Consider the following 21699-nt stretch of genomic DNA (forward strand, 5'->3'; position numbering starts at 1 on the left):
CAATCCTCACCGGAATATCTTCCACGGCGCGGAGCGCATCTAGATGGCAGAATGGCTCCGGATCGATGACGCGGGCATCACGGTTCAGATTGCCATCCCTGAAGGCCTCCAGACCGCGGCTTGGCTGATCGGCCTCACCTGCGGTCTCGCGCTCGTCCTCAAGCTCATCGAGGTCTGGAACCGTCGTCAGCCCTCGCCGCGGAGGCTCTGGCGCGGCCTCACCGGCAGCGTCCAGCGGAACTATGTTACGCCCCTGATCCTGTTCGGCATCATCGCGCTCGGCTGGTCGGTCGCCGCGTACCTGTGGCAAATTCCGCTGCTGATCGGCGCGATGCTCGCCAGGCTCAAGCTGCAAATGGCAGGCACGGACACGTCCGGCATTCGTGACATCGCGTACACGTTCGCCGCGCTCGCCGGTATGCTCGCGATCCTCGCCACCATCCCGTTCCAGCTTGTCCGCGTCTGGATCAACGAGCGCACCGCGCGCACGCAGGAAGCCAATCTGACCACCAGCCTGATCAATACCGCCGTCGAGGGCCTCGGCGCCGAGAAGACGGTGAGCCGGATCGGCCGTCCGGTCACCTTCTCGATGGGAGGCGCGCCCGACCGCACCGAGATCGAGTGGCGGGGACAGGAATTACCGGACCCGCCCGAGGCTGGCTGGCACCGCCGAAGCGGTGACTGGCAGACGTTCGACGCGACCCAGCCCAATCTGGAGGTTCGCATCGGCGCGATCTACACGCTTGAGCGGATCGCGCGGACAGACCCCGCCGAACATATCCGCGTCATGGATATTCTCTGCGCTTATGTCCGCGAGAACGCTCCGGCGCGGGATGCGATGCCGCACGAGCCGGGCGAATGGCCCGAATATCCCGAAGGCATGACGCAAGACCACGCTGTTCGACGGTCGGCCGAACTTCGGGAGAGAGCCGAGCGGTTGCGTGCGTGGGTCGCCTCCCTGCCTCCCCCTCGGACCGACGTTCAGGCTGTGCTTGAGGTCATCGGGCGCCGCGATCCTGAGCGGATCGGCCGCGAGGAGGCCGCCGAGACTCGCAGCGGCGCCGAAGGCTATCGGCTCAACCTGAGACAAAGTAACCTGCGCCGTTATGACCTGTCCCATCTCGATTTCCGCCGCGCCGACCTCGTCGAGGCGCGGATGGAGGGGGCGGACCTCTGGCAGGCGCGGATGGAGGGGGCGGACCTCCGCGAGGCGCGGATGGAGGGGGCGTACCTCAGCGGGGCGCGGATGGAGGGGGCGGACCTCCGCGAGGCGCGGATGGAGGGGGCGGACCTCTGGCAGGCGCGGATGGAGGGGGCGTACCTCCGCGGGGCGCGGATGGAGGGGGCGAACCTCTGGCAGGCGCGGATGGAGGGGGCGGACCTCCGCGAGGCGCGGATGGAGGGGGCGGACCTCTGGCAGGCGCGGATGGAGGGGGCGTACCTCCGCGGGGCGCGGATGGAGGGGGCGAACCTCTGGCAGGCGCGGATGGAGGGGGCGGACCTCCGCGGGGCGCGGATGGAGGGGGCGAACCTCAGCGGGGCGCGGATGGAGGGGGCGGACCTCTGGCAGGCGCGGATGGAGGGGGCGGACCTCCGCGGGGCGGACCTGCGGAACTCGAAATGGGCCGGGGCATCAATCCGGGCGTCCCCGGCCCATTTCGCGGATCTTCGCGGCGCGCAAGACGTGACGCAAGCCCAGCTCGATCAATTCATCGGGAACGCGGGGACGCTGCTGCCGGAGGGCAATGCCCCGGACACCGGCGAACCCTACCACGTCTGGAGCTGCTGGGAGACGCCGCCGGAGGGATTCGACGACCTCGTGCGATATCTTTATCTTTCCAACCCCTTCGTGTCAGAGTCGGAGCTTCGCGCAGAGTTCCTCTGCCGTCAGGACAATCCCGCGCGCAAGCTGGAGAACGGCCTCCCCGTCAGTGCGCCCTACCCGCCCGGCCACCCCTTGGCCGAGGGCGAGAATTGACGCCTACCCCTTCGGCACCACCCTCAACTGCAGATCCTTGAGCTGCTCGTTCGTCGGCTCGCTCGGGGCGCCCATCATCAGGTCCTCGGCGCGCTGGTTCATCGGGTACATGATGACCTCGCGGATGTTCTCCGCGCCGGCGAGCAGCATCACGATCCGGTCGACGCCCGGCGCGATCCCGGCGTGGGGCGGCGCGCCGTAGCGGAAGGCGGAGAGCATGCCGCCGAAATGGGCGTCGACATGCTCCTTCGGATAGCCGACGACGCCGAAGGCCTTGTACATGATCTCGGGCTTGTGGTTCCGCACCGCGCCCGACGACAGTTCCACCCCGTTGCAGACGATGTCGTACTGATACCCGAGCACGTCGAGCGGGTTCATCGTCTCGAGCGCCTCGAGCCCGCCCTGCGGCATCGAGAACGGGTTGTGCGAGAAGTCGAGCCTGTCCGTCTCCTCGTCGAGCTCGTACATCGGGAAATCGACGATCCAGGCGAAGTCGAACCGCTCCTCGTCCGTGAGGCCGAGCTCCTTGCCGATCACGTTGCGCGCCTTGCCGGCGACCGCCTGGAACTTCGAGGGCTTGCCGCCGAGGAAGAAGGCCGCGTCGCCCTCCTTCAGCCCAAGCTGGGTCCGGATCGCCTCGGTCCGCTCCGGGCCGATGTTCTTCGCGAGCGGCCCCGCGGCCTCCGTCGCGCCGTCCTCGCCCTTGCGCCAGAAGATGTAGCCCATACCCGGAAGCCCCTCGCTCTGGGCGAAGGCGTTCATCCGGTCGCAGAACTTGCGGCTGCCGCCGCCGGGCGCCGGGATCGCGCGGACCTCGTTGCCGGGCTGCTCCAGCAGCGAGGCGAAGACCTTGAAGCCGGAGCCCGCGAAATGCTCGGAAACGATCTGCATCCGGATCGGGTTCCTGAGGTCCGGCTTGTCGGACCCGTACCAGAGCATCGAATCGCGATAGGCGATGCGCGGGAATTCCGGCGTGACCGGGCGGCCGCCGCCGAATTCCTCGAAGACGCCGCGCATCACAGGCTCGATCACCTGGAAGACGTCCTCCTGGGTCGCGAAGCTCATCTCCATGTCGAGCTGGTAGAACTCGCCGGGGCTACGGTCGGCGCGCGGATCCTCGTCGCGGAAACAGGGGGCGATCTGGAAGTAGCGGTCGAAACCCGCGACCATGGTCAGCTGCTTGAACTGCTGCGGCGCCTGCGGCAGCGCGTAGAACTTGCCCGGATGGAGGCGCGAAGGCACGAGGAAGTCGCGCGCGCCCTCGGGGGAGGAGGCGGTCAGGATCGGCGTCTGGAACTCGGTGAAGCCCTGCGCGCGCATCGCGTCGCGCAGATAGGCGATCACGTTCGAGCGCAGCATGATGTTCGCATGCAGGCTCTCGCGGCGCAGGTCGAGGAAGCGGTAGCGGAGCCGGGTCTCCTCGGGATACTCGACCTCGCCGAAGACCGGCAGCGGCAGTTCGTCCGCGGCCGAGAGCACCTCGACCTCGCGCGCGTAGACCTCGATCTCGCCGGTGGCGATCTTCGGGTTCACCAGGTCCGCGGCGCGCGCCTTCACCACGCCGTCGATCCGGATCACCCATTCGGCGCGCACGCTCTCGAGCGTCGCGAAGGCGGCGCTGTCGCCGTCGCAGATCACCTGGGTGACGCCGTAATGGTCGCGCAGGTCGATGAAGAGCACGCCGCCATGGTCGCGCACGCGATGCACCCAGCCCGAGAGCCGGACGGTCTCGCCGACGTTGCCGGCGCGGAGCGCGGCGCATGTATGGGTGCGATAGGCGTGCATCGGGCGGATCCTGGCTGTGGCGGGGCGGCGCCCGCGAAGACGCGGCCCCTTATACCGGCCAGCCCCCGGCGCGCAAGGTTTCCCGGGGCGGATCGCGCCTCAGATCCGGGCGAGCGTCGCCGCGCGGCGGACGAGCCGCGCCGGGCAGAGGCCGCGCAGCGAATTGCCGAGCATCACCGTGCCCCGGTCGAGATCCTCGGGCCTCAGCACCGCCTCGCGCGCGCGCCCGCTCCGGAGCAGGCTCTCGCGCAGCACGCCCGGCAGCAGGCCGCAGGAGAGCCGGGGCGTCAGCAGATCGTCGCCCAGCTTGAGGAAGACGTTGAAGATCGTGCCCTCGCAGACCTCGCCCCGGTGGTTGAGGAAGATCATCTCGTGGATCTCCGGCGGCAGGTTGGCGCGGGTCCGGTCGTAGAGCGCGCGCTCGGTCGTCTTGACGCGGAGCCAGGGGTCGGCCGGGTCGAGCCGGTCGCGCGCGACGGCGACGTTCCAGATCGGCGGGCCCTGCGTGAAGAGCCGGGCCGAGACCTCGAGCAGGTTCCGCTGCCCGAGCGTCAGCCGCACGCGCAGCGGCCCCGAGCCCCGCGCCACCTCGTCGAGCGCGGCGTCGATACGCTCGCGGTCGAAGGCGAGGCCGAAGAGCCGCGCCGCGCGCTCCATCCGCGCGAGATGCATGTCGAGATTGAGAAAACCCGGGTTCCGCCGCCAGGCGAAGGTCTCGATCAGGCGGAAGTCCCTGGGCAGGCCTGGACGAATCGCGCTTTCCACAGGGCCTCCTCGTATTCGCTCGCGGCCCGGCTGTCGGCCACGATTCCTCCCCCGACATTGAGCACGGCCCGCCCGTCCGGATGCAGCGCGAGCGTCCGGATCGCGACGTTGAAGGCCGCGCGGCCGTCGGGCGCCATCCAGCCGATCGCTCCGCAATAGGCGTCGCGCGGCCATGGCTCCAGCTCGCGGATGATCTCCATCGCGCGGACCTTCGGCGCTCCGGTCACGGATCCACAAGGAAAGAGCGCCGCGAGAATGCCACCGAGCCGCGTGCCCGGCAACAGTTCACCTGTCACCCGGCTCACCATCTGGTGCACGGTCGCGTAGCTCTCGACCGCGAAGAGCTCCGGCACCGCGACCGAGCCGATCCGGGCGATGCGCGAGATGTCGTTGCGCAGCAGGTCGACGATCATCAGGTTCTCGGCGCGGTTCTTCGCATCGGCCGCGAGCGCGGCGGCGAGGCGCGCGTCCTCGGCCGGATCGCCGGCGCGCGGCGCCGTGCCCTTCATCGGCCGCGTCTCGATCCCGCCTTTCCCGTCGAGCGCGAAGAAGAGCTCCGGCGAGCGGGAGAGCAGCGTCACCGGGCCGAGGCGCGCCAGCGCGTCGTGCCCGACCGGCTGGCGCGCGGCGAGCGCGGCGGCGATCCCGCCCGGATCGCCCGACCAGCGCCCGTCGAGCGGGAAGGTCAGGTTCGCCTGGTAGATGTCGCCCGCGGCGATGTAATCCGCGACGCGCTCGAACGCCCGGCCATAGGCGGAGATGTCCCAGCGCGGGACGAAGGGGCCGAGCGCCCCGCCCGGCGCCGCCGGGCGCGCGGGTTCGGGCCCGTCGAAGACGCCGAGGCAGAGGAGCGGCGCCCCGCGCCCCTCCGGAAGCAGCGGCGCGAGCCTCGGTTCCAGCACGTAGCCGAGCTCGTAGGAGGCATAGCCCGCGATCCAGCGCCCGCGGGCGAGCGCGGCCTCGGCATGGGCGACGACGCCGAGCGCCTCCTCGCGCCGGGTCGCGACCAGCGTCTCGACCGGCGCGCCGAAACGGGCCGGCGCGCCGCCCGGTCCGAACCCGACCTCGATGAATGACTCCGCCGCCACGATACGCCGCCCCGCCCTTCGCCCCCCGCCTCATCTCCCGGACCGGGCCGGCGGTCAATCCGTTCCGCCGTCCGCCCCTGCTCCGCCCGGACCGGGCGGAGCGCGCCCGCGGGCGGTGGAAGTCAACAATCCTTCATCTTTGACTCTGGCCAAGCGGGACTTTTGCATTAACCTGTTCCCATGTGGTCACGAGAAGAAGCTCGGGTAACATGCTTGAACAAAGGCTCGATTCCGCGCTGCGCGGACAGATAACGGACGGATCGATCAGCGTCACCTTCCCCTCGGGCCAGACGCGGGCCTACGGAAACGGCGCGGATCCGGGGATCTCGATCAGCATCCGCGACACCGGCGCGCTCCGCGCCATCGCGCTCGACCCCACGCTGGCGGTGCCGGAAATGTACATGGAGGGGCGGCTCACGATCGAGCGGGGCGATCCCTACGACCTGATCGCCCTCTTCAAGAGCAACACCGCCCCGGAACGCGCCACGGCCGGCGCGGTGATCGGCGACACGGTGCGCGCCGTGCTGCGCGCGCCGAAGGCCCATGGCATCACGCTCGGCGCCGCGCGGGCCAATGTCGCGCATCACTACGACCTCAGCGAGGAACTCTACCGCCTCTTCCTCGACGACGACATGCAGTATTCCTGCGCCTTCTTCGAGCGCGAGGACATGTCGCTCGACGAGGCGCAGCTCGCGAAGAAGCGGCTGATCGCGGCGAAGATGCTGGTCGAGCCCGGGGCGCGGGTGCTCGACATCGGCTGCGGCTGGGGCGGCATGGCGCTCTACCTCGCCCGCGTCTGCGACGCGCGGGTGACGGGGATCACGCTCAGCCAGGAGCAGCTCCGCGTCGCGACCGCGCGCGCCGAGGCGCTCGGCCTCTCCGACCGGGTGAGCTTCGAACTGCGCGACTACCGCGAGATGGTCGGCGAATTCGACAACATCGTCTCGGTCGGGATGTTCGAACATGTCGGCCAGCGCCAGTTCCCGGTCTTCTTCGAGACCGCCTCGCGCCTGCTCGCGCCGGAGGGGACGATGCTGCTGCATGCGATCGGCCAGCCGACGCCGCCACGCTACAACCAGCCCTTCATCGAGAAGTACATCTTCCCCGGCGGGCATATCCCGGCCCTGTCGCAGGTCCTGCCCTTCGTCGAGAAGGCGGGCCTGCTGCTCCGCGACATCGAGATCCTGACGCTGCATTACGCGAAGACGCTCGCCGCCTGGCGCGAGCGGTTCAACGCGGCGCGCGACAAGGTGCTGGCGCTCTACGACGAGCGCTTCATCCGGATGTGGGATTTCTATCTCGCGGGGTCGGAGGCGAGCTTCCGCCACGACAATTTCCACGTCTTCCACCTGCAGCTCGTCCGCGACCAGGAGCGGATCCCGCTGACCCGCGCCTATATCCCGCGCGAACTGGCCCGGCTGCGCGGAATCGAGGCGGGCATCCCCGACTACGCCGCGCTGCATTCGGGCGCCGGCCTCGCGGAAGTGCCGGGCCGGATGCGCGAGACCGGCTGAGGGAGGGCGATCCCGCCCATGGCGGGATCGGGCGGAGCGGCCCTTTGGCCGCGAGTCCTTTTTCTCCCCGCCTGTTGGCGGGGCCCCTCGTCCCGGCCTGTTGGCCGGGGCGGACTGCCCGATAGATTTCATGCCCATATGAAACATGGGAAGAAGCGCGCGTCGGCGACGCGCCCGGCGGGGCGAAGAGCCGGCGGGTGCCACATGCGAAGGTCGCGGGGTGCGCCGCGGGCGCGGCGCCTCCACGGGCGCGGCGGCGGACGCGGCGCCACCGCCCGGAGGGCCGGTTCCGGGGCATTTCCTTTCGCGCGGCGCCGGGATAAGGCGCGGCGTCGCCTCCTTCCTCCGGTCCCGCGCCCGCCATGTCCCTTCCGGTCTTCGCCGCCGTCCTCCTGGGCGCCCTGCTGCACGCAAGCTGGAACGCGATCGTCAAGGCGGGGACGGACAAGCTTCTCTCCACCGTGCTCGTCTCCGGCGGCTCGGCGCTGATCGCCCTGCCCTTCGCGCTCGTCCTGCCCGCGCCCGCGCCGGCGAGCTGGCCGTTTCTCGCCGCCTCGACCCTCGCCCAGCTGCTCTATTTCGTGCTGGTCGCCACCGCCTACCGCGCCGCGGACATGAGCCTCGTCTATCCGCTGATGCGCGGCGGCGCGCCCGCGCTCGTGGCGCTCGCGGGCGCGCTCGCGCTCGGGGAGCGGATCGGGCCGGCGGGCTGGCTCGGCGTGGCGCTCGTCTCGCTCGGCGTGCTCGCGATCGCGGGCGCGGGCCGGGCGCATGCGACGGGCCGGGGCGTGGCGATCGCGCTCGGCAACGCCTGCGTCATCGCGACCTACACGCTCATCGACGGCGCGGGCGTGCGGCGCTCCGGGGCGCCGGTCTCCTACGCGCTCTGGCTCTTCCTCGCCAACGCGGCGCCCTTCCTCGCCTGGGCGCTCCTGCGCCGGGGGCCGGAGCTGCGCGCCTATCTCCGCGCCCATGCCCGGCTCGGCCTCGTCGGCGGCGCGGGCAATCTCGGCTCCTACGGGCTCGCGCTCTGGGCGATGACCGGCGCCCCGGTCGCGGTCGTGGCGGCGCTGCGCGAGACCTCGATCCTGTTCGGCCTCGCGATCGCGGCGCTCTTCCTCGGCGAGCGGATCGGACCCGTCCGGCTCGCCGCGGCGGCGCTGATCCTCGCGGGCGCGATCACGCTCCGGCTCGGATGAGGCAAATCTCCTTGCGCCCGGGGCCTCGCGCCCTATAAACCAGCGCGAATTTGCCGTGCCCGTCAGAACCCAAACCAGCCGACGCGCGATGCGCGCCGGACGAAGCTGCAAGGCCCTAAAATGCCGAAGAGAACCGATATCCAGTCGATCATGATCATCGGCGCCGGGCCCATCGTCATCGGCCAGGCCTGCGAATTCGACTATTCCGGCGTGCAGGCCTGCAAGGCGCTGCGCGAGGAAGGCTACCGCGTCATCCTGGTGAATTCGAACCCGGCCACGATCATGACCGATCCGGAGATGGCCGACGCGACCTATATCGAGCCGATCACGGCCGAGGTCGTCGCGAAGATCATCGAGAAGGAGCGCCCGGACGCGCTGCTGCCGACGATGGGCGGCCAGACCGGGCTCAACACCGCGCTCGCGCTCGACGACATGGGCGTGCTGGAGAAATTCGGCGTCGAGCTCATCGGTGCGAAGCGCGACGCGATCGAGATGGCCGAGGACCGCGCGCTCTTCCGCGAGGCGATGGACCGAATCGGCCTCGAGAACCCGAAGGCCACCATCGCGAAGTCGATAGACGAGGCGATGGCCGCGATCGAGCAGGTCGGCCTGCCCGCGATCATCCGCCCCGCCTTCACGCTCGGCGGCACCGGCGGCGGCGTCGCCTACAACCGCGAGGATTACGAGCGGATCTGCAAGACCGGACTCGACGCCTCGCCGGTCTCACAGATCCTGATCGACGAGAGCCTGCTCGGCTGGAAGGAATTCGAGATGGAGGTGGTCCGCGACAAGGCGGACAACTGCATCATCGTCTGCTCGATCGAGAACATCGACCCGATGGGCGTCCACACGGGCGACTCGATCACGGTGGCGCCCGCGCTGACGCTGACCGACAAGGAATACCAGATCATGCGCAACGCCTCGATCGCGGTGCTGCGCGAGATCGGGGTGGAGACCGGCGGCTCCAACGTGCAGTTCGCGGTCCATCCCGAGACCGGCCGGCTCGTCGTGATCGAGATGAACCCGCGGGTCTCGCGCTCCTCGGCGCTGGCCTCGAAGGCCACCGGCTTCCCGATCGCGAAGATCGCGGCGAAGCTCGCGGTCGGTTACACGCTCGACGAGCTCGACAACGACATCACCCAGGTGACGCCCGCGAGCTTCGAGCCGACGATCGACTACGTGGTGACGAAGATCCCGCGCTTCGCCTTCGAGAAGTTCCCCGGCACCGAGCCCTTGCTCACCACCGCGATGAAGTCGGTCGGCGAGGCGATGGCGATCGGGCGGAGCTTCCACGAATCGGTGCAGAAGGCGCTCTGCTCGCTCGAGACCGGGCTGACCGGTTTCGACGAGATCGAGATTCCCGGCGCCGACGGACCCGATTCGCTCGCCGCGATCACCTCGGCGCTCTCGGCCCAGACGCCCGACCGGCTCCGCCTCGCCGCGCAGGCGATGCGCCACGGGCTCTCGGACGACCAGATCCACGCGGTGACGAAGTTCGATCCCTGGTTCCTCGCCCGGATCCGCGAGATCGTCGAGGCCGAGGACGAGGTGCGGGCGAACGGCCTGCCCGGCGCGGCCCCGGCGCTGCGCCGGCTGAAGATGATGGGCTTCTCCGACGCCCGGCTCGCGAAGCTCACCGGCCGGACCGAGGCGAGCGTGCGCGCCGACCGGCACCGCGCCGGCATCCGCGCCGTCTTCAAGCGCATCGACACCTGCGGCGCCGAGTTCGAGGCGCAGACGCCCTACATGTACTCGACCTACGAGGCCGAGCACGGCGGCTATACCGAGGACGAGGCGCGGCCTTCCAATGCGAGGAAGGTGGTGATCCTCGGCGGCGGCCCGAACCGGATCGGCCAGGGGATCGAGTTCGACTACTGCTGCTGCCACGCCTGTTTCGCGCTGACGAAGGCCGGCTACGAGACCATCATGGTCAACTGCAACCCGGAGACCGTCTCGACCGACTACGACACGTCGGACCGGCTCTATTTCGAGCCGCTGACGCTCGAACACGTGCTCGAGATCCTGCGGGTGGAGCAAGAGAACGGCACCCTGCACGGCGTGATCGTGCAGTTCGGCGGCCAGACGCCGCTGAAGCTCGCCAACGCGCTCCATGACGCGGGCATCCCGATCCTCGGCACGACGCCGGATGCGATCGACCTCGCCGAGGACCGCGAGCGGTTCCAGCAGCTGCTGCGGCGGCTCGACCTGAAACAGCCGCGCAACGGCATCGCGCGCTCGCCGGAACAGGCGATGGCGGTGGCGAAGGAGCTCGGCTATCCGCTCGTGATCCGCCCCTCCTATGTGCTCGGCGGCCGGGCGATGGAGATCGTGCGCGACGAGGCGCAGCTCACGCGCTACATTCGCGAGGCGGTGACGGTCTCGGGCACGAACCCGGTGCTGCTCGACGGCTATCTCTCGAATGCGACCGAGGTCGACGTGGACGCGCTCTGCGACGGGCGCGACGTGCATATCGCGGGCGTGATGGAGCATATCGAGGAGGCGGGCGTCCATTCCGGCGACAGCGCCTGCTCGATCCCGCCCTATTCGCTCACCCCCGAGATCGTCGCCCGGATCGAGGAGCAGACGCGGGCCATGGCGCTCGCCCTCGGCGTGGTCGGGCTCATGAACGTGCAGTTCGCGATCCAGGGCGAGGAGATCTACGTGCTCGAGGTGAACCCGCGCGCCTCCCGCACCGTGCCCTTCGTCGCCAAGGCGACCGACAGCGCGATCGCGGCGATCGCCGCGCGGATCATGGCGGGCGAGCGGCTCGCCGGTTTCCCGCGGCGCGCCCCCTATCCCGAGGGCGTCGGCCCCGACGATCCGCTGCCCTTCGCCGATCCGCTGACGCTCGCCGATCCCAGGACGCCCTGGTTCTCGGTCAAGGAGGCGGTGATGCCCTTCAACCGCTTCCCCGGCGTCGACACGCTGCTCGGGCCCGAGATGCGCTCGACCGGCGAGGTGATGGGCTGGGACCGGAGCTTCCCGCGCGCCTTCCTGAAGGCGCAGCTCGGCGCCGGCACGATCCTGCCCGAGAAGGGCGCGCTCTTCATCTCGGTCAAGGACGCGGACAAGACCGGGACGCTGATCGAGGCGGCGCGGCTGATGCGCGACCTCGGCTTCCGGCTGATCGCGACCGGCGGCACGGCGAGCTTCCTGAAGGAGAACGGGATCGAGGCGACCCGGGTCAACAAGGTCTACGAGGGCCGGCCCCATATCGTCGACCTGATGAAGGACGGCGGCGTGCAGGTCGTGTTCAACACGACCGAGGGGCGCCAGTCGATCGCCGACAGCCGCGCGATCCGCGCGCTGACCCTCTCCACCAGGACGCCCTATTTCACCACGGCCGCCGGCGCCCACGCCGCCGCGCTCGCGATGAAGAGCCGGCTCGAGGGGGAACTGGCGGTCCGCTCGCTGCAGTAGGTCCGGGCGGCCGGGGGGCGCGTCGGGCGGGGCGGAGTTTCCGCCCCCACCGCCGCCGTCGCCCCCGCCGCCCCGGCCCCGGTCCCGCGCATAGGTCCGGAGCACGGCGGCGAGCCGCGCCATATGCGCCGGGCCGAGCCCCCTGAACCATTTCGCGACATCGACGTCGATCTCGAGCTCGACCTCGACCGGCTCCGCCGTGTTCGGGCGGTCCTCGCCGTAGACGGGGAGCGCCCCGGCGCGCGCCACGTAGGCCTCCATCCAGCGTTCCTGCGCGAGGAGGCAGATCAGGAGTTCGACATGGGCGCTCTGCTCCGCCCTGCTCCGCTTCGCATCCATCAAGGTCCTCCGGCGCCCGCGTGACCGGCGGACCCTGCGGCGGCGGCGGTTAACGGGGGATGGACCCGGGCCGTTCCCGGGAAGGGGCGCGCGCCCGGACGGCGGGGCTTGACAGGGTTCAGGAGAAGCGAGCGGTGGCAACGGGTTGCCGGGCGGGGTTCGCATCGGGACCGGCGGAAATCCGCCGAGACGGGCGCGGTGTCTGGACTCTCGGGGCCGGGGGAGGCAGCCTTCCCACCCCTTCAACAATTCGAGGAGCGCCGGCTTGCGCCTGTTCGACCATTCCCTTCGCGCCACCCTCGCGCTCGCGCTCGCGGGCGCGCTGGCGGCCCCGGCGCTCGCGGCCGATCCGGCGGTGAGCACGCGCAACGCGCCCCGCTCCTCCGAGATGAGCTGCCTCGCCGAGGCGGTCTATTTCGAGGCGGGCGGCACCGGGACGAAGGGCGAGGCGGCGGTCGCGCATGTGATCGTGAACCGGGCGGAGAGCCCGAAGTTTCCCGGCACGGTCTGCGGCGTGGTGCGCCAAGGCTGCCAGTTCTCCTACCGCTGCGACGGCAAGTCCGACGCGCTCGCCAATGCCGAACGGCGCGAGCGGGCCTACGCCGCCGCGCGCGCCGCGCTCTCGGGAGCGCCGGACATCACGAAGGGCGCGCTCTTCTTCCACGCGGCGAGCGCGAAGCCGGGCTGGTTCGCCTCCCGCGACCGGGTGGGCCGGATCGGCGGCAACGTCTTCTACCGCTGAGCTCAGCGCGCGATCATCACCGGGATCGCGGATTCGCTGACGACCCGCACCGCCTGGCCGCCGATCGGGCAGGCGTCGCCCCGCGCGCCGACGACGATCAGGTCGCAGCCGCGCCGCTCGGCCTCGTCGAGGATGGCGCGCGTCGGCTCCGGCGCCACGACGAGGATCGCGTCGGTGCGGAAGCCGAGCGCCAGCGCGCGGGTCTCGGCCTCGGCCAGCACCCATTCGGCGCGAAGCTCGCGGACGTTGTCGAGGCTCTCCTCCAGGACCGAGATCGGGCCGAAAATCTCCGGCGCCGCCGGCCTCACCACCGTCAGGAAGGTCAGCTGCGCGCCGATCCCCGCCCCGGCGCCAAGGGCCATCGCCGCGTCCACCGCGCGATCGGCCCGCGGCGAGCCATCCGTCGCCACCAGGATATGGCTGAACATCTCTTGTCTCGTCTCCCCCGTTGACGAGCGGTTTCGCACCGGATTCGCGAGCGGACCTTGATCCGGCGCAATATGCCGAAAGAAATGTGCATGGCCCGCCGGAGCGGTCTCCGGCGGGCCATTCGGTCGGGTCGGGCGACGCGGCCGGCGATCCGGCCGCGCGCGTGGGGGATCAAGCCTCGGCCGGTTCCGGCTTCGCCTCGATCGCGCCGCGGGCGCCGATCTCGATCCGGCGCGGCTTCAGCGCCTCGGGCACCTCGCGCACGAGGTCGATGTGCAGCAGGCCGTTCTCGGTCGTCGCCGCGCTCGCGCGCACATGGTCGGCGAGCTGGAAGCGCCGTTCGAAGGCGCGGGTGGCGATGCCGCGGTGCAGGTAGTTCCGCTTCTGATCGGCCTCGGCCTCGGTCTTGCGGCCGGTCACGAAGAGCTGGCCCTCGCGCGCCTCGACATTGAGTTCGTCATCGGCGAATCCGGCCACCGCGATGGTGATGCGGTAGGCGTTCTCGCCGGTCTTCTCGATGTTGTAGGGCGGATAGCTCGCCTGGCCCTCGGCGACCGAGACCTGCTCGAGGATATTGGCGAGACGGTCGAAGCCGACGGTCGAGCGATAGAGCGGGGAAAGATCAAAGTGACGCATGATGCATCCTCCATTGGAAGCGATACAGTCGTTGCGGACCCTCGCGACTGGACGGGTCCTGAGGTCTTCTGATCCGGCCCGTTACCCGGCGCCGGATGAGACTGAGTTGGGAAAACCCCGCGGCGGTTTCAAGGGCCTCCGGGCCCTGGCGCTCACTTCTTCTTGCGTTTCGCGCGCGCGGCGTCCTGCTCGGCCACGCTCGTCACCGGCTGGGCGGCGAGGGCGGCGCGGAGCGCGTCCATCCGGGGCGGCGCGATCACCGTCAGCGCGATGTCGCGCCCGGCCCGGTCGCGCGCCATCGCCGAGACGACGGCCACCACCTGGCGCCGGCCCGGCGCCCCGGCGAGGACCGGCGCGCCGGAGACGCCGGAATTGATCCCGCAGGCGAGCAGCGCCACGCCGCGCGTGACCGAGCGCGGCGCGCAGGGCCCCTCGATCGACGGCGCGTAGGGCCGGTCCTTCGCATAGGAGACGATCGTCCCGCCCCGCTCCCCGCCCGAGGCGGCGACGCGAAGCGGCGCGGCGGCGGAGCGTGGCACCGGCCGCTCGAGTTCGAGGAGCGCCATGTCCTTCGAGACGTCGCCGAGATTGGCCGCCGCCGTGAAGTCGAAGCCGGGCAGCGTCGCCATCCGCGTCACGCGGCGGTCGGCGACATGGCCGTCGCGGTAGACGCCCGCGACGAAGGTGAACCCGTGCAGCCGCGCGAGGCGCTTCGTGATCGGGCTGTAGAGGCAATGCGCCGCCGTCAGAACATGGGTCGGGTCGATGAGCGTCGCGGTGCAGAAGCGCGAGCCGTAGACGTTGAGCCGTCCGACGGCGCGGAATTCGGCGGCGTCGGTATGCGAGAGCAGTCGCCGGTCGTCGGCCCCCGCCGGCGCCCCCGCCGATGCGCCCGCGGCGAGGCCGAGCAGCGCCGCGAGCAGGAGGCGCCGCGCCGGGTTCACGCGCGGTCCGCGAGCGCCCGGGGCTTCGGCCCGCCGGTCGCCCAGTCGAGCAGTTCGGCGGTATGGACCACTGGCACGTCGATGCCGCTCGCGATCTGCGTCATGCAGCCGAGATTGCCCGCCGCGATCACCTGCGGGCCGAGTTCGGCCAGCGTCTCCACCTTCCGGTCGCGCAGCTTGCCGGCGATCTCGGGCTGGATAAGGTTGTAGGTCCCGGCCGAGCCGCAGCAGAGATGGCTGTCGCGCGGCTCCACCACCTCGAAACCGGCCGCGCGCAGCAGCGCCTTCGGCTGCTCCCGGACCCGCTGCCCGTGCTGGAGCGAGCAGGCGGCGTGATAGGCGACGCGCAGCCCCGGCGCGCCGCCGGGCTCGCGCAGGCCGAGCGTGGTCATCACCTCGGTCAGATCCTTCGCCCGCTCCGCCACGACCCGCGCCGCCGCCTCCTCCGGCTCGCGCGCGAAGAGATGGCCGTAGTCCTTGACCACCGTGCCGCAGCCGCTCGTGTTGACGACGATCGCGTCGAGTCCCTCGCCCGCGATCTCGCGCGTCCAGGCGGCGATGTTCTCCCGCGCCGAGGCCCGCGCCTCCTCCTCGCGCCCCATGTGATGGGTGAGCGCCCCGCAACAGCCCATGCCCTCGGCGATCACCACCTCGACGCCGTGGCGCGTCAGAAGCCGGATCGTCGCCGCGTTGATGCCGGGATCGAGCACCCGCTGCGCGCAGCCGGTCAAGAGCGCCACGCGCATCCGCCGCTCGCCCTCCGCCGGAATGACGCGGGGGCCGTCGTCGCCCTTCGCCGGCACCTCGGCGGGGGCGAGGTCGAGCATCGCGCGGAGCCGCCCCGGCAGCGCCCCGGCGAAGGGCCGGCCGAGCCGCGCGAGCCGGAGCGCGGCGCGGAACCGCTCGGGATGGGGCAGCAGGAAGGCGAGCAGGTCGCGCGTCCGCCGCTCGGCCCAGGGGCGCTTGTAGGTGCGCTCGATATGGACGCGGGCATGATCGACGAGATGCATGTAGTCGACGCCCGAGGGGCAGGTCGTCATGCAGGAGAGGCAGGAGAGGCAGCGGTCGATATGCTTGACCGTCTTCTCGTCCGCCGGCCGCCCGGCCTCGAGCATGTCCTTGATGAGATAGATCCGGCCGCGCGGAGAATCGAGTTCGTCGCCCAGCACCTGATAGGTCGGGCAGGTCGCGGTGCAGAAGCCGCAATGCACGCAGGTCCGCAGGATCCCGTTCGCCTCGGCGGTCTCGGGATCGGCGAGCTGTTCTTCGGAGAAATTGGTACGCATCTCAGACCAGCGCCGGCGCCGGGACCATCCGCCCCGGGTTCAGCACTCCTTTCGGATCGAATTTCGCACGGAGCCCGGCGGAGAGCGCCGCGATCGGGGCGGGTTCGGGGTGGAACACGCCGTGGCGCGCCTTCGCCTCTTCCGAGGCGCGGATGAGCGTCGCATGGCCGGAGATCCCCGCCATCGCGGCGCGCATGTCGAGCCCCTCGTCCGCGAGCACGGTGAGAAGCCCGCCGGCCCAGTCGTAGACCACCGCCTCGGCCCCCGCCGCGCCGAGCCGCGCGCCGAGCGCCGGCCCGTCGGAGGGTTTGACCGAGATCCGCCAGACCGCGCCCGGCCGCCCGGCGAAGAGCGTCATGTCGCGCAGCGCCGCCCAGTCGCCCGGCCCCTCGACCACGCGGGCCGGGCCGAATTCCGCGAGCGCGCGGGTGAGCCCGGCGATCCGGTGCGAGACCGCGCCCTCGAAACCCTCGAGCCGCAGCAGCGTGACCGGTCCCGGCCCGAGGCCCGCCGGCGCGTGCGCGGCCCCGGTCACGTCGTAGGGCGCGCCCATCGCCACCGCCATCGCCCGGCCCGCCGCCTCCGGCGCCAGCCCGTCGAGCACCACCGTCGCGACGCGGTGCGACACCGGCAGCAGCTTGAAGGCGACCTCGGTCAGCACGCCGAGCGTGCCGTGCGCGCCGGCGACGAGTTTCACGAGATCGAGGCCGGTGACGTTCTTCATCACCCGGCCGCCGTTCTTGACGATCGTCCCGGTCCCGTCGACGAAGCGCACGCCGATCAGGCTGTCGCGGCAGGCGCCGGCCTGGATCCGGCGCGGACCGGAGGCGTTGACGGCGACCATGCCGCCCAGCGTCGGCGCCCCGTTCGCGCCGGTGAGCGCGCGCCCGTCCCAGGGTTCGAAGGGCAGCCGCTGCCCCTCGGCGGCGAGCGCGGCCTCGACCTCGGCGAGCGGCGTTCCGGCCCGCGCGACCAGCGTCAGCGCGCCCGGCTCGTAGAGCGTGATCCCGCTCAGGCCCGACAGCGCGAGCGGCGTTCCCCGGACCGCGTGGCCGATCCCGCGCGTGCCCCCGCCCCGGATCTCCAGCGGCTCGCCCCGCGCGGCGGCGGCGCGCACCGCCTCGGCCACGTCGGCCTCGTCCCTCGGTGTCATGCTCACGCCGCCCTCCGGCCTTCGCTCGCCGGCAGCGGAAAGACCTTCGCCGGGTTGAGCAGCCAGCGCGGATCGAACACGTCCTTGACGCGCAGCTGCGCCTCCAGATCCTCGCGGGCGAACTGCACGTCCATCAGGTCGCGCTTCTCGACGCCCACGCCATGCTCGCCGGTCAGGCAGCCGCCGACCTCGACGCAGAGCCGCAGGATGTCGGAGCCGAGATCCTCGGCCTTCTCCAGATCGCCGGGCTTGTTGGCATCGTAGAGGATGAGCGGATGCATGTTGCCGTCGCCGGCGTGAAAGACATTGGCGACGGCGAGCCCGTAGCTCTCGGTCAGCTCCCCGATCCGGCGCAGCACGTGGGGGAGTTCGCCGACCGGGATCGTTCCGTCGAGGCAGATGTAGTCGGCGATCTGCCCCATCGCGCCGAAGGCGGATTTGCGCCCCTTCCAGATCAGCGCGGATTCCTCGGCCGAGCGGCTCTCGCGCACCACCTCGGGCGCGTGGCGCTCCGCGACGGCGAGGATCTTTTCGAGCTGCTCGGCGATCTCGGCCTCCGAACCCTCGACCTCGACGATCAGCAGCGCCTCGACATCCGGATAGCCCGCGTGGGCGAAATCCTCGCAGGCGCGGATGCAGGGGCGGTCCATGAATTCGATCGCGACGGGCAGCACGCCCGCGCGGATGATGTCGGCGACGCAGGCGCCCGCCACCTCGTTCGAGCCGAAGCCCATCAGCACCGGCCGCGCCCCCTCGGGCTTGCGCAGGATCCGGAGCGTCGCCTCGGTCACGATGCCGAGCTGCCCCTCCGAGCCGCAGATGACGCCGAGCAGGTCGAGCCCCGGCGCGTCGAGATGCGCGCCGCCGATCTCGACCACGGTGCCGTCCATCAGCACCATGGTGACGCCCAGGAGGTTGTTCGTCGTCACCCCGTACTTGAGGCAGTGCGCGCCGCCCGAGTTCATGCCGATGTTGCCCGCGATCGCGCAGGCGAGCTGGCTCGACGGGTCGGGCGCGTAGAAGAAGTCGAGCCCCTCGACCGCGCCGGTGACCGAGAGGTTGGTGCGGCCGGTCTCGACGCGGATGAAGCGGTTCGCGGTGTCGATCTCGAGCACCCGGTTCATGCGCGAGACGCCGAGCACCACGCAATCCTCGGTCGGCAGCGACCCGCCGGCGAGGCTGGTCCCGGCGCCGCGGGGCACGACCTTCACCCCCTCCTCGGAACAGGCGCGCATCACGCGCGCGACCTCGGCGGTGGAGGCGGGCAGCACCACGGCGAGCGGCGGGCAGCGATAGGCGGTCAGCGCGTCGCATTCATAGGCGCGCACTTCCTCGGGCGCGTCGATCACCAGCGCGTCCGGCGCGGCCTCCCTCAGCCGCGCGACGATCGCGGCCTTCCGGGCGATCACCCCCGGATCCGGTTCCGGCATGCGCATGGCTGGTCTCCCTCGATGCGTCCGCGCGACGGCGTCTTTCGCGGGCAACATAAGCCCGCCGCCGGGCAGTTCCAACCCCGCCTCAGCCGCCCCGGCGGCGGCGCGCCGTCGCGGGGCGCCCGGGGCGGCTGCTCCCTGCCGGGCGCGGCGGTTCCGCGTTTCAGCCGGGATGACGTCTAGGCGGTACGGATCAGGCGCACCAGGCGGCGCGGACGGCTGAGCGGTGGTTGTGAGGTGGTGCTGGCGGGACGGGACTAAGTAGCGGTGTTGTGAAAGCGTGTTTGCGTCCAGCGGCACTGCCCCGTCTCGGGGTTCCCTATCGCGCCACCACCACGAACAGGGTCGTCCATACGAGCGCAGAAGCGTGTTTCGTGGCTCGCCCCAAAAACATCAACGTAGGTGACGATGGCTGCCAAGAACATGGCATCATCCCCCCGATCAAAGCATTTGTCGTAGAGAGAGCGGTCGAGAAGCAGAATGCACTTGGCCTCCGTCGGGCTCCTGCCATTCGCCCCGATGGTCCCCAAGGCTTCTGGGGTTTGAAATGGGGCCTTGTCAAAGGATGTCATAACAAGGAAGTTTTCATTCCCGTCGAAATACCAGTTTCTCGGTACAATCGCGGAAGCGCACAAAACACTGTAGGCTGGGGATTGCCCAGTGTTTTCCACGAAGATCTGGACACTTGGGAAGTCGTCGATTTTAACTCCGGACGGCAGACCAGGAGTTAGGGAAAGGTAGGCCCTAATTTGCGCTTGGCCAACATCTCGGGAAACTTCATTGGCGGCCTCGGCGGCTCGGACTGCTGCCCTGGTTTCCGTTAGCGTCGCGTGGACGTAGTAGATACCGCCTCCTGCTACTCCTGTCGTGATCACGCTCAGGCCAAGAAGCCAGAAAGTCCATCGAGCCATGCTTTCCTGAGCGTTCAGGTTGTACTCGGCGCGCTGATCTTCACGGGAGGATTCTATGGCTTCCGTCGCGCATTGGAGAAGAGCCGCGCGATCCATCCCGACGCAAGTGCGACCTATATATTCGTCGGTACGCTCGGCATAGCGGGTAGTGCGCTCTGTTTGCACGCGGTGGTCTGACAGGAAGCCGGCGGTCCAAGCTCCAAACCCAACCACGACAAGGCAACATAGACCGAGCACCAGAGCTGCAACTGAACCATCCGAATTGCTGTCAGACATTACAGCAGGAACCCCGCAGTGAATTTCTCTCAGCTCACTTTGTTTCGCAGATTCCGCTCATTGTCATCGATTCCTGTATCCGCCAGCGTCTCGACAAGCTACGCACAGGTGATCCCACGTCGCGCCCACACTTCCTCATCTCCGTAGCGGCTCGCACGCTCTCAACAAGATCTACGCGGCTGGCGAGGAGGCGGCCTTGCCCGCCTTGTACAAGCTGCGCTGGGGGGCGAGGCGAACCGTCCGCGCTGCGTCCCCTTTGACACCCACACCATCGCCTCCCGCCCTGTGTTCAAGTGCAAGAGCGCGGCCATGGATCTGCTCGCCGGACGCCGCCCCGCGATCCCGCCCTATCCCCGCGCGCGGGCGAGGAAGGCGTCGACGATGGCGCCGGCGTCGCCGGTCTGGGTGGCGGGGTCGAGCACGGCGGGCCAGTCGATCCCGGGCGTGGCGGGCAGCGCCTCGGCGAGCGTGCCGCCCTGATCGCGCACCCGGGCGACCGCGGCCTTCACGAGCGCGGCGGCCTCGGGGCGCGGCATCCGGGCGGCGAGCGCGAAGGTCGCCGCCTCGGCCATCATGAGCCCGCCGTCGGCCATCAGCGCGCGCGCCATCCGCGCGGGATCGGCGCGGAGGCTCGTCGCGAGATCCGCGGCGATCCGGAGCCCCGCCCCGGCGGCGGCGGCGAGCGCGGGAAGCGCGAACCATTCGAGCGGCCAGGCCGCGCCGTCGCGTTCCTGCGCGCCGGGCATCGCCGCGTAGAGCGCGCCGACCTGGCTTCCCGCGACGCGGGCGAGCGTCACCAGCGCCTCGGCCGAGACCGGGTTCGACTTCTGCGGCATGGTCGAGGAGCCGCCGCCGGCGCCGGCGCGGACCTCGCCCACCTCCGACTGGCCGAGCAGGATCAGGTCGGTCCCGATCTTGCCGAGCGAGCCCGAGACGAGCGCGAGGAAGGCGCCGAATTCCGCCATGGCGGCGCGGTCAGCGTGCCACGGGATTTCCGAGGGTTCGAGCCCGAGTCCGGCGGCGAGCGCGCGCATCACCTCCGGCCCCCGCCCCGCGAGCGCCGCGTTGGTGCCCGAGGCGCCGGCGAGCGAGACGCGGAGCAGCCGGGGCCGAAGCTCGGCGAGGCGTTCGCGATGGGTGAGGAGCGGCGCGGCCCAGACGGCGATCTTGGCGCCGAGCGTCGTCGGCGTCGCGATCTGGTTGCGCGTGCGCGCGGCCATCACCGTGCCGCGATGGCGCGCCGCCTGGTCCGCGAAGGCCGCGATCAGCGTGGCGAGGCGGGCGTCGACGAGGTCGCAGAGGTCGCGGAGGCGCAGCGCGAGCCCGGTATCGACGATGTCCTGGCTCGTCGCGCCCCAGTGGAGCCAGGCGCCATGCTCCTTCGGGAGCGCGGCGCGGAAGCCCGCGACGAGGGCGGGGACCGGAACCCCCGCCTCCGCCATGCCCTCCCCGATCGCCTCGGGATCGAGCGTCACCGTCTCCGCCGCCCCGGCGATCGCGCGCGCGCTCTCCGCCGGGATGATCCCGAGCGCCCCCTCGGCGGCGGCGAGCGCGCCTTCGACGCGGAGCATCGCGCGCAGCGCCGCCCCGGTCGCGAAGAGCGCCGCGACCTCCGGATCGCCGTAGAGCCGCGCGGTCAGCGGATCGTCGAAGGGCGAGAACATCAGGCCGCCCTGAGGCCGAGGATCTCCCGCGCCTGCGCGTAGCCCGCCACCGGCCGCTCGTATTTCTCGCAGAGCTCGACCACGCGGCGGACCAGCGCGGCGTTCGAGGGCGCGAGGGTGGATTTGTCGAGCCGCAG

The 21699-nt window shown here is 70.7% G+C and carries 17 protein-coding genes; 5 read left to right on the plus strand and 12 right to left on the minus strand.

Annotated features, from left to right (window positions below; translation table 11 throughout):
* Positions 1–43: 43 nt before the first annotated feature.
* Positions 44–1978, plus strand: a complete 1935-nt coding sequence (locus FJM51_RS09680) for a pentapeptide repeat-containing protein (RefSeq protein ID WP_140453931.1) — start codon at positions 44–46, stop codon at positions 1976–1978.
* Positions 1979–1981: 3 nt separating this feature from the next.
* On the opposite strand, the gene aspS is transcribed toward FJM51_RS09680, so the two are convergent.
* From aspS to FJM51_RS09695, 3 genes are all read right to left on the minus strand, one after another.
* Complete coding sequence (aspS, locus tag FJM51_RS09685; RefSeq protein ID WP_140453932.1) at positions 1982–3763, minus strand: aspartate--tRNA ligase; 1782 nt, start codon at positions 3761–3763, stop codon at positions 1982–1984.
* 99 nt (positions 3764–3862) lie between these two features.
* Positions 3863–4528: an aminotransferase class IV family protein gene (locus tag FJM51_RS09690; protein WP_140453933.1), complete on the minus strand. Its 666-nt coding sequence runs from the start codon at positions 4526–4528 to the stop codon at positions 3863–3865.
* Positions 4483–5616, minus strand: coding sequence for an aminodeoxychorismate synthase component I (locus FJM51_RS09695; protein WP_233713062.1), 1134 nt, complete (start codon positions 5614–5616; stop codon positions 4483–4485). Before FJM51_RS09695 ends, FJM51_RS09690 begins: the two co-directional genes overlap by 46 nt.
* Positions 5617–5825: 209 nt before the next feature.
* On the opposite strand from FJM51_RS09695, the gene FJM51_RS09700 reads away from it, so the two are divergent.
* From FJM51_RS09700 to FJM51_RS09715, 4 genes are all read left to right on the plus strand, one after another.
* A complete protein-coding gene (locus FJM51_RS09700; protein ID WP_140453934.1) occupies positions 5826–7130 on the plus strand; it encodes an SAM-dependent methyltransferase in 1305 nt (434 codons plus the stop codon).
* Between the two features lie 362 nt (positions 7131–7492).
* Positions 7493–8329 carry an EamA family transporter gene (locus FJM51_RS09705; RefSeq protein WP_140453935.1) on the plus strand — a complete coding sequence of 279 codons (837 nt, stop codon included), beginning with the start codon at positions 7493–7495 and terminating at the stop codon, positions 8327–8329.
* Between the two features lie 120 nt (positions 8330–8449).
* Positions 8450–11749, plus strand: a complete 3300-nt coding sequence (carB, locus tag FJM51_RS09710) for a carbamoyl-phosphate synthase large subunit (RefSeq protein WP_140453936.1) — start codon at positions 8450–8452, stop codon at positions 11747–11749.
* Positions 11750–12353: 604 nt separating this feature from the next.
* Positions 12354–12830 (plus strand): cell wall hydrolase, encoded by a 477-nt coding sequence (locus tag FJM51_RS09715; RefSeq protein ID WP_140453937.1) that lies wholly within the window; start codon positions 12354–12356, stop codon positions 12828–12830.
* A 2-nt stretch (positions 12831–12832) separates the two neighbouring features.
* Here FJM51_RS09715 and FJM51_RS09720 read toward each other — a convergent pair whose 3' ends face one another.
* From FJM51_RS09720 to FJM51_RS09765, 9 genes are all read right to left on the minus strand, one after another.
* Positions 12833–13258 (minus strand): universal stress protein, encoded by a 426-nt coding sequence (locus tag FJM51_RS09720; RefSeq protein WP_140453938.1) that lies wholly within the window; start codon positions 13256–13258, stop codon positions 12833–12835.
* A 172-nt stretch (positions 13259–13430) separates the two neighbouring features.
* The gene (locus FJM51_RS09725; protein ID WP_140453939.1) at positions 13431–13895 is read right to left on the minus strand and encodes an Hsp20 family protein; all 465 of its coding nucleotides are present in this window, start codon (positions 13893–13895) and stop codon (positions 13431–13433) included.
* A 152-nt stretch (positions 13896–14047) separates the two neighbouring features.
* Complete coding sequence (locus tag FJM51_RS23750) at positions 14048–14839, minus strand: trypsin-like serine peptidase (RefSeq protein WP_181164512.1); 792 nt, start codon at positions 14837–14839, stop codon at positions 14048–14050.
* A complete protein-coding gene (glcF, locus tag FJM51_RS09740) occupies positions 14836–16125 on the minus strand; it encodes a glycolate oxidase subunit GlcF (RefSeq protein WP_140453940.1) in 1290 nt (429 codons plus the stop codon). Before glcF ends, FJM51_RS23750 begins: the two co-directional genes overlap by 4 nt.
* A 1-nt stretch (position 16126) precedes the next feature.
* Positions 16127–17278 (minus strand): FAD-binding protein, encoded by a 1152-nt coding sequence (locus tag FJM51_RS09745; protein WP_140453959.1) that lies wholly within the window; start codon positions 17276–17278, stop codon positions 16127–16129.
* Positions 17279–17280: 2 nt separating this feature from the next.
* Positions 17281–18714 carry an FAD-linked oxidase C-terminal domain-containing protein gene (locus FJM51_RS09750; RefSeq protein WP_140453941.1) on the minus strand — a complete coding sequence of 478 codons (1434 nt, stop codon included), beginning with the start codon at positions 18712–18714 and terminating at the stop codon, positions 17281–17283.
* Positions 18715–18968: 254 nt separating this feature from the next.
* Entirely contained in the window at positions 18969–19898 is a 930-nt protein-coding gene (locus FJM51_RS09755) for a hypothetical protein (protein WP_140453942.1), read from the minus strand.
* Between the two features lie 347 nt (positions 19899–20245).
* Positions 20246–21562: a lyase family protein gene (locus tag FJM51_RS09760; protein ID WP_233713063.1), complete on the minus strand. Its 1317-nt coding sequence runs from the start codon at positions 21560–21562 to the stop codon at positions 20246–20248.
* Positions 21562–21699: 3-keto-5-aminohexanoate cleavage protein (locus FJM51_RS09765; protein ID WP_140453943.1), on the minus strand; the 138-nt coding region annotated here is incomplete at its 5' end. The genes FJM51_RS09760 and FJM51_RS09765, both read right to left, overlap by 1 nt.

The sequence above is a fragment of the Amaricoccus solimangrovi genome (assembly GCF_006385685.1).
GTDB lineage: Bacteria > Pseudomonadota > Alphaproteobacteria > Rhodobacterales > Rhodobacteraceae > Amaricoccus > Amaricoccus solimangrovi.

Bases quoted from the DNA above. Each gene is read 5' to 3' on its own strand.
- FJM51_RS09680 (WP_140453931.1), top strand. From the start codon at position 44: ATGGCAGAATGGCTCCGGATCGATGACGCGGGCATCACGGTTCAGATT.
- aspS (WP_140453932.1), bottom strand. From the start codon at position 3,763: ATGCACGCCTATCGCACCCATACATGCGCCGCGCTCCGCGCCGGCAAC.
- FJM51_RS09700 (WP_140453934.1), top strand. From the start codon at position 5,826: ATGCTTGAACAAAGGCTCGATTCCGCGCTGCGCGGACAGATAACGGAC.
- FJM51_RS09705 (WP_140453935.1), top strand. From the start codon at position 7,493: ATGTCCCTTCCGGTCTTCGCCGCCGTCCTCCTGGGCGCCCTGCTGCAC.
- carB (WP_140453936.1), top strand. From the start codon at position 8,450: ATGCCGAAGAGAACCGATATCCAGTCGATCATGATCATCGGCGCCGGG.
- FJM51_RS09720 (WP_140453938.1), bottom strand. From the start codon at position 13,258: ATGTTCAGCCATATCCTGGTGGCGACGGATGGCTCGCCGCGGGCCGAT.
- FJM51_RS09725 (WP_140453939.1), bottom strand. From the start codon at position 13,895: ATGCGTCACTTTGATCTTTCCCCGCTCTATCGCTCGACCGTCGGCTTC.
- glcF (WP_140453940.1), bottom strand. From the start codon at position 16,125: ATGCGTACCAATTTCTCCGAAGAACAGCTCGCCGATCCCGAGACCGCC.
- FJM51_RS09745 (WP_140453959.1), bottom strand. From the start codon at position 17,278: ATGACACCGAGGGACGAGGCCGACGTGGCCGAGGCGGTGCGCGCCGCC.
- FJM51_RS09750 (WP_140453941.1), bottom strand. From the start codon at position 18,714: ATGCGCATGCCGGAACCGGATCCGGGGGTGATCGCCCGGAAGGCCGCG.
- FJM51_RS09755 (WP_140453942.1), bottom strand. From the start codon at position 19,898: ATGTCTGACAGCAATTCGGATGGTTCAGTTGCAGCTCTGGTGCTCGGT.
- FJM51_RS09760 (WP_233713063.1), bottom strand. From the start codon at position 21,562: ATGTTCTCGCCCTTCGACGATCCGCTGACCGCGCGGCTCTACGGCGAT.